The 13,748-nt window shown below is 36.8% G+C and carries 12 protein-coding genes; 10 read left to right on the forward strand and 2 right to left on the reverse strand.

The window, feature by feature from the left end:
- Positions 1-60 precede the first annotated feature (60 nt).
- Positions 61-1,134, forward strand: a complete 1,074-nt coding sequence (locus J2Z32_RS04770) for an LCP family protein (RefSeq protein WP_210088031.1) — start codon at positions 61-63, stop codon at positions 1,132-1,134.
- A gap of 274 nt (positions 1,135-1,408) precedes the next feature.
- On the opposite strand, the gene J2Z32_RS04775 is transcribed toward J2Z32_RS04770, so the two are convergent.
- Positions 1,409-2,005 (reverse strand): YhcN/YlaJ family sporulation lipoprotein, encoded by a 597-nt coding sequence (locus J2Z32_RS04775; protein ID WP_210088032.1) that lies wholly within the window; start codon positions 2,003-2,005, stop codon positions 1,409-1,411.
- Positions 2,006-2,127: 122 nt separating this feature from the next.
- On the opposite strand from J2Z32_RS04775, the gene J2Z32_RS04780 reads away from it, so the two are divergent.
- Positions 2,128-3,459 carry a PhoH family protein gene (locus J2Z32_RS04780; protein WP_210088033.1) on the forward strand — a complete coding sequence of 444 codons (1,332 nt, stop codon included), beginning with the start codon at positions 2,128-2,130 and terminating at the stop codon, positions 3,457-3,459.
- Positions 3,460-3,548: 89 nt separating this feature from the next.
- Positions 3,549-4,793 (forward strand): ABC transporter substrate-binding protein, encoded by a 1,245-nt coding sequence (locus J2Z32_RS04785; protein WP_210088034.1) that lies wholly within the window; start codon positions 3,549-3,551, stop codon positions 4,791-4,793.
- Here J2Z32_RS04785 and J2Z32_RS04790 read toward each other — a convergent pair.
- On the reverse strand, positions 4,783-5,859 hold the full coding sequence (locus J2Z32_RS04790; protein WP_210088035.1) for a coiled-coil domain-containing protein: 1,077 nt from the start codon (positions 5,857-5,859) through the stop codon (positions 4,783-4,785). The genes J2Z32_RS04785 and J2Z32_RS04790 overlap by 11 nt on opposite strands.
- Positions 5,860-6,116: 257 nt before the next feature.
- Here J2Z32_RS04790 and J2Z32_RS04795 point away from each other — a divergent pair, with 257 nt between their 5' ends.
- The 7 genes from J2Z32_RS04795 to J2Z32_RS04825 all read left to right on the forward strand — a co-directional run bounded on the left by J2Z32_RS04795 (position 6,117) and on the right by J2Z32_RS04825 (position 13,701).
- Positions 6,117-6,770: an RsfA family transcriptional regulator gene (locus J2Z32_RS04795; protein WP_210088036.1), complete on the forward strand. Its 654-nt coding sequence runs from the start codon at positions 6,117-6,119 to the stop codon at positions 6,768-6,770.
- A gap of 366 nt (positions 6,771-7,136) precedes the next feature.
- Complete coding sequence (locus tag J2Z32_RS04800) at positions 7,137-8,114, forward strand: ketopantoate reductase family protein (protein WP_210088037.1); 978 nt, start codon at positions 7,137-7,139, stop codon at positions 8,112-8,114.
- A gap of 19 nt (positions 8,115-8,133) precedes the next feature.
- Complete coding sequence (locus J2Z32_RS04805) at positions 8,134-8,520, forward strand: DUF3397 domain-containing protein (protein WP_210088038.1); 387 nt, start codon at positions 8,134-8,136, stop codon at positions 8,518-8,520.
- Positions 8,521-8,838: 318 nt separating this feature from the next.
- Positions 8,839-10,539 (forward strand): peptide ABC transporter substrate-binding protein, encoded by a 1,701-nt coding sequence (locus J2Z32_RS04810; protein WP_210088039.1) that lies wholly within the window; start codon positions 8,839-8,841, stop codon positions 10,537-10,539.
- A 206-nt stretch (positions 10,540-10,745) separates the two neighbouring features.
- Entirely contained in the window at positions 10,746-11,678 is a 933-nt protein-coding gene (locus J2Z32_RS04815) for an ABC transporter permease (protein WP_210088040.1), read from the forward strand.
- Between the two features lie 3 nt (positions 11,679-11,681).
- Positions 11,682-12,617 (forward strand): ABC transporter permease, encoded by a 936-nt coding sequence (locus J2Z32_RS04820; protein ID WP_210088041.1) that lies wholly within the window; start codon positions 11,682-11,684, stop codon positions 12,615-12,617.
- A 145-nt stretch (positions 12,618-12,762) separates the two neighbouring features.
- On the forward strand, positions 12,763-13,701 hold the full coding sequence (locus J2Z32_RS04825; RefSeq protein ID WP_210088042.1) for an ABC transporter ATP-binding protein: 939 nt from the start codon (positions 12,763-12,765) through the stop codon (positions 13,699-13,701).
- Positions 13,702-13,748: the final 47 nt, after the last annotated feature.

Consider the following 13,748-nt stretch of genomic DNA (forward strand, 5'->3'; position numbering starts at 1 on the left):
AAAGTAAAGTAATCTTATTTTCGATTACCAAAATAGAAGGAAAAAAGGTGTTTTGAATTCATGAGTAATCAACGATCAGGCTTGCCGCCAAGACAAGTCCAGAAGCAAGGCTCAAAGGGTTCAAATAAGAAAAGAAAAAAAACAAGTGGCTTTAAACGTTTTATGCAGGTGTTTATCGCTCTTCTTTTTACGGTCATCATTGCAGGTGGCTGCTATATCGGTTATTTGTATGCGACGTTGGATAAAGCTTTGGATGAGGCTGGAAGTGATGGTGTAGTTGCGCCTGAAAATGCAGCTACAGTTAAGCCTATAACGTTTTTGCTGTTAGGTACAGATTATCGTACTGAGACAAAAACACATCTAAGTGATGTCGTTATGGTCATTTCCATGAATCCAAAGACCAACTCGGCTACGATTGTTTCATTGCCAAGGGATACGAAGGTTCAGCTTGATGGATATCGTTCTAACAAGCTGAATGCCTATTATCCGACCTTTTTATCTAAGGAGAAAAAAGGTGGGAACCCTGCAAAGCAGGAAATGAAAACAATGATGAGCAAATATTTAGATGTGCCCATTGATTATACTGTTGTGCTTAACTTTCAAGCCTTTAAGGATATCGTTGATGCACTTAAGGGTGTAGATGTAAATGTGGATGCGAATATGTGTTATCGTGATAATGCAGATGGCACAAACATTAACCTGAAGAAGGGCGCACAGCATCTAGATGGTAAAGAGGCGCTAGATTATGTTCGTTATCGTAAGTCGAATTGTAAGCCAAAAACAGCAGGTTCTGATGACTTTTCAAGAAATCGTAGGCAAAATGAAGTGCTCAATGCGCTTGTTGATCAAGCTAAATCATTAAATGGTGTTTTAGGTGCTGCAGATGTGATCAAAGCGGTGGGTAAAAACTTAAGTACCGATTTTGAAAATCAGCAGATGAAAAATATGATCTCAGCTTATTGGGATATTTCCAAAGAAGATATTCATTTTGTGCCTGTTACTGGTGAATGGCGAAGTCCTTATGTTTATATTAATAAAAAGCAGCTTGGGGCGGCAAAGCAAGCTTTAAAGGATGAGTTGGCTGGAGTGAAACCTCCAGAAAACACAAAGTCTAATAAGGCTAATCAGAAATGACATAATTGAAAGCAAGTTTTACCTCATGATATAATATAATTAAATAAGAGCTTGTTAGGAGGGCTGTAAATGACAGGATGCGTCTCGCAATTATCTCATGCATTGTATAACTCTTTTCAGTCCAGAGCTTATTATTTATTAAACATGCTTGAGGGAAAGTTAGCAAAACAGCTTCATAAACATGATTTTGTTTTCATAAAAAAAGCCTAGCGAATTTCGCTGGGCTTTTTTGTTCTAAATTTATATGAATTTGTTTTGTTTTGTTGATTGTTGCTTATCGTTGCGATCTTGTATTTGAATTTTGTTGGTTTTCTGTTTGATTTCTTTGATTATTATTTCTTTCGTTATGGTTTGTTTCTTCATGTTTTGTATCCTCTGGCAATTGAGGAACGATACGACCAATAATATCTGCGAGTTCAGTCGTAAAACCTGAGATTGGATGACCTTCTCTTATTTTTGTACCAATTTCAGCAATGCGCTGTGCTAAATCAACATCGGCGGTTACGATCGTCCTTGTACCATCGGGGTCTTTACGAATGGCTTCAGCAACGGTGTATTTAATCGTACCAACACGTGCTCTTTCTAGCTTAGCGTCAACATCAATTCCGACAAGGGCAGTATTCCCCATAATAATACAATGTGCGTTATTAACACCTGGTGTTCGTTTTGCGAGCTCCTCTAGGTGACGCTGCTTGCTCATTTGATCATTTTTTGTTTGGTTATCATTTGTAACATTTTGTTGCTCCTGCACATTTTGCACTCTTGGTGCATTTTGGTTCTCATTTCGTTGAGAGGGTGATGCCTGCTTAGTGACCTGATTACAGCCAGCAAGTAAAGAAGCTACAATCAACACACATAATCCGAGACGCATAATATTTCCTGCCTTTCTTTATTTAGTCGGTATTTCATTAATGGAAATCTACTTTAATTAGGCAATGACTGATATGCCTTAGATTTCCCGAGTGGTGAAAAATTATGTATGGGGGGATATCCTTGAAAAAGATATTTGTATTGGACACGAACGTATTGCTGCATGATCCAAGATCCATTTTCGCCTTTAAAGAGCATGAGGTTATTATTCCTGCGGTTGTTTTGGAGGAAATTGACTCTAAAAAGCGAAACCCTGATGAAATAGGACGCAATGCTAGAGGTGTCTCCCGACTACTTGATCAGCTTCGTGAGCGTGATCATTTACACAATGGTGTTCCACTTGATAATGGTGGTATTTTAAAGGTGGAATTAAATCATAAAAGCTTTACTAAAGTGCAGGAAATGTTTGGGGAAATATCTAACGATAATCGTATTATTGCAGTTGCTTCAAATTATTATTTAGAGGAGCAGGAAAAACCAACACCCCGAACCGTGGTCTTAGTTAGTAAAGATGTATTAGTTAGAATTAAGGCAGATGTGTTAGGTATTCCAACGCAGGATTATCAGGAAAATCGTTCGTTTGGTTTTGATGAGTTATATACAGGGTATACAACCGTTAAAGTGCATCCGGCTATCATCGATCAATTTTACTCTTACCGATCCTTGAATGTGACTGATTTGAATCTAGATTTTCAGCCTTACGCTCATGAATTTATTATTTTGAAGGATGAGATGGGAACGGGAAAATCAGCTTTACTTAAGGTTAATGAGGAAGGGAAAAAGCTGGAGCCCTTATATTTAAGTAATGAGCCAGTGTGGGGAATAACTGCAAGAAATACGCAACAACGAATGGCCCTGGAACTTTTGCTTAATGACGACATCCCACTTATTACGATTACAGGGAAGGCAGGAACAGGGAAAACATTATTAGCGCTAGCGGCAGGACTTTTGAAAGTAGAAGATGAGCATAAGTATAAAAAGCTATTGATTGCTCGTCCTGTCGTACCAATGGGAAAAGACATTGGATATTTACCTGGAGAAAAAGAGGAAAAGCTTCGTCCGTGGATGCAACCAATCTATGATAACCTAGAATATTTATTTGATACTAAAAAGTCAGGGGACATCGATAAAATTTTAATGGGACTTGGAAGTATTCATGTTGAGGCACTCACCTATATACGTGGTCGATCTATTCCAGGGCAATTTATTATCGTGGATGAGGCGCAAAACCTATCTAAGCATGAAGTAAAAACGATTGTATCTAGAGTAGGTGAAGGTAGCAAGCTTATTATTATGGGGGACCCTGAACAAATCGATCATCCGTATTTAGATTCGACCAGCAATGGTTTGACCTATTTGGTTGAGCGGTTTAAGGAGCAAGGTATCAGTGGACATATTACGTTAGAAAGAGGAGAACGGTCTAAACTAGCACAACTCGCCGCAGACCTGCTGTAACTTTGCAACTAACAAAAGCTCTCAACATTTGATATGATAGATAGAAAGAAACGTTTATCCTGAACTTAAGTGTGGAGAGGAAGAACGGTGTGAAGCGAAGTAACTATGGTGTGTTGTTTGCAGTCCTTCTATTAGCTCTAATTAATTTATCACCAAGTAATTCTATGAAAAATATAGCTCAAGAAGAAGATCTTGATGACCAAATGATTCTTCCTTCACGTGAACAAGCCAAAGATGAGGGGAAAATTAAGGTCGTGGTGCAAATGAAGCATAGTGAGTTTGTTGCACTACAGCAAATGAATCAACTATTTATGCAAAATCATGACTTTGAAGTTGAATTAATAAATAGCGAAGTCGACCCAACGTACACGAAACTTCAATCACAGCTTGAGCTTAGTGAAGCACCTGATGTTCTGTTAATCAACAATGAATGGGTAAGACATTTTGCATCACAAGGCTTTTTGCTACCTACGGACCGTTATTATTCTGGTTCATTAAATGGGGAGTTACTTACAAGTGCTTTGGCTCAAAATGAATGGAATGGATACATGTGGGGGGTTCCACTAGATGTGGACCCCTATGTCCTTGTATACAATGCAAATGCGTTAAAAAAATTAGGCATGACATTACCACCAACAACACAGCAGGAGTGGGATGAATTATTATATAATTTTCACAACCAAAAACAAATTCCTTATTTGTTAAGCTATGATTATACTGATCCCTATGCTGCTTTAACCTTGCTGTGGCAGCTCACTGCTGAGCGAACTGATGGAAACAAGCTTTTTGAGTTAACGGAGGCAGTAAAGGCAACATTTCAGCAGCTTGAGTCTATGCGATCTATAGTACTAGATAGTGAGGAACAAAGCTCGGATAAGTTATGGAAGTTATGTTATGACGAAAAGCTATTACTTTATTTAACACGAGCATCGGAGGCAAATGGACGAAACGATAAAGTGATTTCAATTTTTTATCCGCAGCAATCAGATAAGCCGAGGTCCCTGTGGCTACATGGACGAAGTTATGTTGTGCCAACGCAATCTGTTAATGCTAAAAAGGCAGGAGAATGGATTGCAGCGATGACGTCTTTACAAGACCAATCTCGCTGGTTCCAAGCGTCTTCCCACCTTCCAGTAAATAAATCACAATATAGTAAACAGTTGCCTTCTTGGGTTCCATCTAGCATAGGAAGTATGAAAGCAAATCTGCTTCCTGTTTATGCGGAACTACCTAATCAGATGCTTCAATATGGAGAACTGACTCGAGATTTTATGAAAAATAAAATGAATGTTAGAGAATATACAAAACGTATGTTGAAAATAATTAAATTTTGATATTTAGCTTAATTGTCATTGTTCCCTTTGTAATGGCTACTTCTGTAGCTTCTATAAAGGGAATGATTTGTTTTGGATAAAAACCAAGATCAAACTCTTGCTCTAATTCTTTATTAGTCGTATCAGGTAAGGTGAGGCCATTAAATGAAATAAGGTCAACGTGAAACACAATCGCATGTTGAGGTTCGTTTTGAATCGTGTAATGCCCTTCAATCCGCAGATTTAGCCCTTCACGACTACCTTGTGCAGTGATTTTAGAGTCATCAAACTTAAAATTCATATTTCGTAGTAGCTCTTTTTTCGCATGAATAAAATCGTTAAGCTCTTCCTCTTTAATGGTTAGCATATAGCCGTCTTTTCCTGAAACAAGGTTATCCTTATGTTGATCTAAAAACTCAGGGAAATCGCCCATTGCGGAAGCTAACGCACCAAAATAACGCTTTACTTCATATAAGCCTACATTATTCCAATACACCGTCATTTCTTCAATCATAGCTTTGAGTCGATCGGGATTAGAAGAAGCACTTAAATCCTGATCCACACTTTGCTGTAAGGCTAAAATTCGATTGCGTTGTGCAATTAACTTTCCCTTGATGTCAGATAGTTCTGCTGAAAGAGTATCTAATTTTTTTTGTGTTTTAGTTAGATTTGCATATTCAGTTTGATAATTACTTAGCTTGTCATTATTTTGTTCTGCAATTAATTCATAATATTCAAGTAGATTTAAAAATTCACCAATGCTTTTGGCTGATAATAAAATCTCAAGTAATGATTCACGTTCTCCCATATAGTAGGCTCTGATCACCTCGGAAGCATGCTGACGATGATATGTAATTTGCTCTTCCTTTTGGGCTAATTGGGTGGATAAAGTCTCTATAGAAGCATGTAGCTCCTTTTCTCTTCCCTCTATACGTGAAATCTCCCGATTAATTTCTACGACAGAAAGGCTTTTCTCTAAAATCTTTTGTTCCTCTTCTGAAATCGAGAGGGGCGCTGCGAGAACTGATGTACATGAAACTCCTAAAAACATAATAACGCAGCATAGCTTAAATACTCGTAGGTACAACGTAATCCTCTCCTTAAAGCACATTTCATCTTCCCTTTAAATATTTAACCATAATCTTATATATATGATAACAGATTAAAAAATATCAACTTGTCTCTTTATTGCAAATTAAATGTATTAAGACAACCTATTTTGGAAATACAAATTAGTATCAATAGATTCTATGAACTCTACAAGAGGCATAGGAATAAAGAAAGACCGTTTATTCAGAAAAAATTTAAGGCGGTTATATGATGTTGTTGGGAGGTTTTTAAAGCATGACGGCAGTGAGACAAGATGCATGGAGTACAGAGGATGATTTAATTTTAGCTGAGGTAACCTTACGCCATATAAGAGAAGGTAGTACACAGTTAACTGCTTTTGAAGAGGTAGGAGAAAAAATAGGAAGAACCGCAGCAGCATGTGGTTTTAGGTGGAACAGTTGTGTCCGCAAGCAATATGACGCTGCAATTAGTATTGCCAAAGCACAAAGGCAAAAAAGAAACTATTTAAAAAAGCAAGGTGCATATTCAAACAATTCTGCTGTGGCTTCACTTGCTTCTATAGAATTGGATGATAGCACGTATAAGCATGAAACTGTAAATGAAGAAACGATTTCTATTGATGCAGTTATTCGCTTTCTGAAAAACTGGAAAAATACGCTTCAGGATAGTAGTCGACATGTAAAGCAATTAGAGAAAGATTTGCGTGAAAAGGTAGAGCAATTAAATGCTTTAAAACAAGAAAATCAACGACTGTATGCTCAGGTGAATGAAGTGCAAAGTGATTATCGTGTTGTGAACGATGATTATAAGGCATTAATTCAAATTATGGATCGTGCAAGACGGCTTGCTTTTTTAAATGAGGAAGATGAGGAATCAAAATCTAAATTTAAAATGGATGCCAATGGTAATTTAGAGCGAATTGAATAGGTTTGGTTAAAAAATCCTGCTTTTAAGAAGGCACTATTTAGAAATTAGTACTTGACAACGACTGGAGGCTAGTAGCTACGATCCAGAGAGTTCTTACGATTGTTGTTAAAATCATATTCCTTTTATTGAAGTATATTTATGGATGGAATTTGATTTTAAGAGACAACCTTCAGAATCTCTCTGTCTCTTCGCTAGTTTGGGTTAGATGTCAAGCACTAATTTCAAGATTGAGCCTTTAAAAAGCAGGATTTTTTTTATTTTTTTAGAAGAGAAAGCAGGGGAGGAAATGACATATAGGAAAGACTTACCTTTTAAATCGTGCTACACTAGCATGAGCACGATTTTTAGCATCGAGGAGGCAATAATGTGGTTTTTCATATAATAGGTGCGGGCGCACTTGGTTTATTATACGGCTCTAAATTATGCCTTGCAGGTCATGAGGTCATGTTTAGTACAAGAACAGAGGAACAAGCAATATGCCTGAACAGTGAAGGGATTACGTTACATTTACATAATCATGATATGAAGACACATATCACTCCCGCCCACTTCCAAGCTTTTTCTATGGCTAACTGTAAGCTTAAGCCTTCTACAGCTGCAACTCGCGCAGTAGATTGGCTTATTATTACTGTAAAACAATGGCAGGTTACTGCTGATTTTATTAAACAGATAGAAAATATGGCCCATAGAAATACAAATATACTATGTCTTCAAAATGGAATCGGATTAGCGGATTTTTTAATTGATAGTAACATTGGACAAGCTGTTTTTTCTGCAGTTACAACAGAAGGTGCAAAGCGCTCTCAATGTAATGAGGTTTTCCATACAGGTAGTGGGAATACAATGATTGGAATTACTAAAAAGGGAACAACGCAAACGATATCCTGCGATGATATTAAGAAAAATGGTGAAAATTTAACAGATATATTCCAAAAAGCAGGATTTCGCTCGTTTTTGTCGAACAAAATCGATATAGAGATTTATAAGAAGCTGCTTATAAATTGTATTATCAATCCTCTAACTGCGATATGGCGTATTCCAAACGGAGAATTAATAGCGAATGCAGACCGTATAAAACTTGTTCAGCAATTATGCCAGGAAGCAGAATTAATATGTCAAGCTAGTGGGATTCACATTGATTTTGATCTGTATGATCAAGTTGTACAAGTATGTAAAGGAACATCTAGTAATACTTCCTCTATGTTAAAAGATGTTTTGCAGGGCAATCAGACCGAAATTGATTATATTAATGGACATCTAGTTAAGCTAGCACTTGCTGCTAATATCGAAGCACCTATGCATTCAACAATCACTCATTTGATTAAAGGCATAAACAGCTTCTAATTTGTACAGGAGGCGAAGTATGAAGGAAATCATCTTAGTACCACTTATTATTTTATCTATTCTGCCAGTTGTTCCATTTCTTGGGGTATATTATTTTTGCTCATATTTAGATTATAGTAAGAAAGCTGCGATCATGCGTGCAATGGACGTAACGACTTTTTTCTTGATCATTTCTGTTTCAGCTTTATTTAATATGCAGTTTGGCTCAAACTTTGGATTTTATCTCATTCTTTTAATTCTTTTGATTACCGGTGGGTTAATTGGTGGCGCACAAAATCGTAAAAAGGGAAAAATCGATATGCGATTGCTACTAAGAGCAGTATGGCGAATTACATTCGCTGGAACAGGTGTAGCTTATATTTTATTATTTTTGATGAGTATGCTTACATATATTACGTCAGCTTAGAGCAAGTTAAATATAACCTTAAAATATAACATTTGGTGTGAATGAATAATCAATATGATGAATAATACAAATAAATATTGAAAAAGTATAAAAGGGCAGAAAAAAATGGCATTAAATGTAGAAAATCAGTGTTTTGGGGGCTTTATTAGCTGGAAATGTTGATTGTCAATCGTATATTTAAGGCTTTTTTGTTAAGAAAAAACGAATTAAATTTTTTAATATGCAATTTTTATAAAATTTTATGTTGGATTTTTTGACCGGTGGTTGTATAATCTAAAAACATATACCACAAAAAAATATTAAGGGGGATACTGCTAGATGAAAAAAAGTAAAAGCATGTTACTTTTGTTAACATTTGTTCTGGCTGTAGGAACATTGTTGTCTGCTTGCGGTAGCAAGGACAATAGCAAGGGTGCATCAAACGGTGGAGAAAAGACAAACAACTCCGGCACACAAGCTGAGGAAACACTTGCTGCAGATCAAACTTTGAGATTTTCATTTACATCTGAAGTACCAACATTTGATCCAGGTCAAGCACAAGACAACGTAGCACATACTATGCTTAACATGATGTATGAAGGCTTAGTAGCAATGGATGAAGACGGTCAAGTCAAACCCGCAAATGCAGAAAAATGGGAAATTGACGGTACTAAGTATACATTTACACTTCGCAAAGATGCTAAATGGAGTAATGGTGATCCTGTAACAGCTAAAGACTATGTATTTGCTTGGGAACGTGTACTAAATCCTGCAACTAGTCCTGCTCCTCCATATGCAAATATGTTGTATGACTATATTCAAGGTGCAAAAGAATACAATGATGGTAAAACAAAAGATTTCGGTACCGTTGGCGTAAAAGCACTTGATGATTACACTTTAGAAGTTAACATCATTAACCCAACTCCTTATTTCCTTGGTTTAACTTCATTCTATACGTACTTCCCAGTTCATCAATCTGTTAAAGATGATGCTAAATGGGCTACTAATAAAGACAAAATGATTACTAATGGACCATTCAAATTGACTGGTTGGGAAATTGGTCAATCTTATGAATTAGCTAAAAATGATAACTATCATAGCAAAGACGATGTTAAATTAACTAAGGTTCAAATTAACGTAGTTGATAGTGCTGCAACACAATTGCAAGCCTACAAAAACGGTGAAACAGATTACACAGGTCAACCAGTTGGTGAAATTCCTTCTGACCAATTACCAAGTGTAAGACAAGAGCTTAAAGATGAATTTAACAACAGAAGTATTGCTAGTATTTATTACTACCAATTTAACGTAACAGCTAAACCATTTGACAATGCAAAAATTCGTAAAGCATTTTCAATGGCAATTGACCGTCAAACTTTGATCGACAAAGTAACATTGGGTGGAGAAACAGCAGCGTTTGGTTTCGTTCCTTATGGTATCGTTGGTGCAGATGGTCAAGAATATCGTAAATCAGTTCCTGACAACTATCTTTCTTACAATGTAGAAGAGGCTAAGAAGTTGTTGGAAGAAGGAATGAAAGAAGCAAATTACACTAAGCTTCCTGAAATCACTTTGCTTTATAACACAAGTGAAAACCACAAGAAAATTGCTTTAGCAATTGGCGACATGTGGAAAAAAGCTTTAGGCGTAGATATTAAATTAGTAAACCAAGAGTTCCAAGTATACATCTCTACAAGACGTAATCTTGACTATCAAGTGTCTCGTGCTGGTTGGGTTTCTGACTACAATGACCCGATGGCATTTATGAGTATGTGGACAACTGGTGATGGTAACAACGATGCTGGTTACTCCAATAAAGAATACGACCAACTTATTGCTGATGCTAAGAAAACTGGCGATGAAAAAGCTCGTCAAGAAATGATCGCAAAAGCTGAAAAAATTCTTATTGAAGATGACTCTGTAGCAATTCCGTTGTACTACTACACTACTAAGACATTAATTAAACCTAACTTGAAAAACGTTCATATGGACTACAGTGGTGCAGTTGACTTCAGTCGTGCATACTTGGTTGAAGAATAAAATAAGTTAGAAAAGTTCATTCATTCGGGATATATATGTAGTATCCATATATATCCCGTTTTTTTGCATGTTAACTTCATGTTTTTTTCTAATCTTAGAGACAAACATGAAGTTAATATATGGAGAAAGATAAGGAATGGACAAAAGGCATGGATTGACCTACAATCGATTAGTGTCGAAAAAAATTTAAGGAGGTGCAAACGGGCATGACGCGTTATATTTTAAACAAGCTATTTTATACGTTAGTATCACTTTTTATTTTGATTTCAGCGACCTTCTTCTTAATGAAAGCAATCCCTGGTGATCCTTTTACCTCTGAGAAAAAGGTTCCTAAAGCGATACAGGAACGTTTATATGAGCAGTTTGGTTTGGATAAGCCCGTTTATAAGCAGTATATTAATTATTTAGGTAACATCGTCCAAGGTGACTTTGGTGTATCTATGAAAAAAGTAAACCAAGATGTATCTACAATTATTAATAAAACATTTTCAGCTTCTCTGAAGCTTGGTTTGGCTGCAATTGTTGTTTCAGTAATTATTGGGGTTTCACTAGGACTACTAGCGGCCTTGTATCACCGAAGGCTGATTGATAATATAGCTATGGTTGTTGCCGTATTAGGTATTGCAGTTCCAAGCTTTGTCGTCGCCACCTTATTGCAATATTTCTTTGCGTCTAAGCTACATTGGTTGCCTACCTCAGGCTTTAAAGGCATTGAATACTATATTATGCCTGTAGCTGCATTATCTGCTCAACCGATCGCCTTTATTGCTCGTTTGACAAGATCAAGCATGCTTGAAGTGTTACATGCCGATTATATTAAAACAGCGAAAGCAAAAGGATTAACATGGAGAGCCATTTTATCCCGTCACGTTATACGTAATGGTATCATGCCCGTTATTACTTATTTAGGTCCAATGACAGCAAATATCGTAACAGGTTCCGTTGTTATTGAACAAATCTTTGGTATTGGTGGCATCGGGAAACAATTTGTGCAAGCGATTGGTACACGTGACTACCCAATCATTATGGGCATCACGATTTTTTATGGTGCACTCTTGATGATCGCTAGATTAGTTACAGATGTGGCTTATGCATTTATTGATCCTCGTATCAAACTAAGTGGTGGAAAGGAGGGCTAACCAATGGCAGCAAATGACAATTTAGCTGGTGTAAAACCTGAAGATTTTAAATTGATTGGTTCAAATGAAAAGGAAGCAGAAGTCATTCATCGTGAAAGCTTGTCTGCATGGCAAGATGCGATGATGCGTTTGCGTAAAAATAAACTTGCAATGACTGCATTGATTGTTTTGGTTTTTATTGCATTAGCTGCTATTTTTGCTCCGATGTTTTCTGAGTTTAATTATTATAGCAATGATTATCTTGCTACAAATGAAGCGCCTTCCTTAACACATTGGTTTGGCACAGATGATTTGGGTAGAGATATGTTTGTAAGAACATGGTATGGTGCTCGTATTTCATTAATCGTAGGTTTAGTTGCGGCGGCAATTGACTTATTTATCGGCGTAATCTACGGTGGGATTATGGGGTACTTTGGTGGACGTGTAGATTCCATCATGAATAAATTTTCTGAAATTTTGTATGCAATTCCTTATTTGCTCGTTACGATTTTATTGCTAGTCGTTATGGAGCCAAGCTTACCTACTATTATTATCGCCTTAACAATCACAGGTTGGATTAATATGTCTTGGATTGTACGTGGTGAAATTATGCAGCTTAAAAACCGTGAGTTTGTATTAGCCTCACGTTCTATGGGTGCTGATTGGAGACGGTTATTATTCCGTCACTTATTACCAAATGCAATTGGACCAATTATCGTTACGGTTACATTGTCTGTTCCAAATGCTATTTTTGCGGAAGCATTTTTGAGTTTCCTTGGTCTTGGTGTGCAAGCACCAGTAGCGTCACTAGGTTCAATGATCAATGATGCGCTTACAGCTTGGTTAGTGTATCCATGGCGTTTGTTGTTCCCAGCAGGCTTAATCAGTTTAATTATGTTGTCCTTTAACATTTTTGGTGATGGACTTCGTGATGCACTTGATCCAAAATTAAAAAAATAAGGCATAAAGTATATGGCTATAGATATTGGCAGCATTTTTGTAGTTTTAATTATTAGTTTGCTTAAAACAGAAAATACTAGCAGCGTGATGCTCGCTTTAACCAATATCCGTACAAACAAATATTTTTGCAGGAGGTGGAGCTTTTATGAGTAAAAATCTCATTGAAATAGAAGGTTTGAAAAAATATTTTAATGTTGGTGGCGGAAATATTTTAAAGGCTGTAAATGATATCAGCTTCTCCATTGCGGAAGGGGAAACTTTAGGACTTGTTGGTGAGTCTGGCTGCGGAAAGTCAACCGCTGGACGTACTATTTTACGTCTATATGAACCAACGGCAGGTTCAATTAAGTTTAATGGAACTGACATTTGTACGCTATCTCCTAAAAAAATGAAAGAGATGCGCCGCGATATGCAAATGATTTTCCAAGACCCTTATGCTTCTTTGAATCCCCGTTTTACCGTTACTGATATTATTGGTGAAGCGTTAGATATTCATGGAATGGCTGGAACCCGCCAAGAACGTAAAAAACGGGTTGAGGAGCTTCTAGACTTAGTTGGTTTAAACCCTGATCATGCAACTCGTTATCCACATGAGTTTTCAGGTGGTCAACGTCAACGTATTGGGATTGCTCGTGCGTTAGCTGTTAATCCTAAATTTATTATTTGCGATGAGCCTATTTCTGCGTTGGACGTATCGATTCAAGCTCAGGTCGTAAACTTGCTTAAGGATTTACAAAATCGTTTAGGCTTAACCTATTTGTTTATTGCCCATGATCTATCTATGGTTAAACATATTAGTGATCGTGTTGCAGTTATGTATTTGGGACGTATTGTAGAATTGGCTGAAAGTGACGAGCTTTATGCTAATCCATTACATCCATATACTAAGACGTTACTATCAGCAATTCCAATTCCGGATCCAGAAATTGAAGCTAACAAAAAACGTATTTTGTTTGAGCATCAAAATGAAGGACCTATTCATTCTGCAAGTGGTGATGCACCTCAGAAAAAAGGAGCATTTGATCTTGAGAATACGGAGCTTGTGGAAGTGACTCCAGGACATTGGGTTGCTATGCCTAAGTAAAGTTGCTTTAAGCTTCTTCATGATTTGCATATAAAATGCCGCTCTTT

Origin of the sequence: Paenibacillus turicensis, assembly GCF_017873435.1 — a bacterium.
GTDB classification, from domain to species: domain Bacteria; phylum Bacillota; class Bacilli; order Paenibacillales; family Paenibacillaceae; genus Fontibacillus; species Fontibacillus turicensis.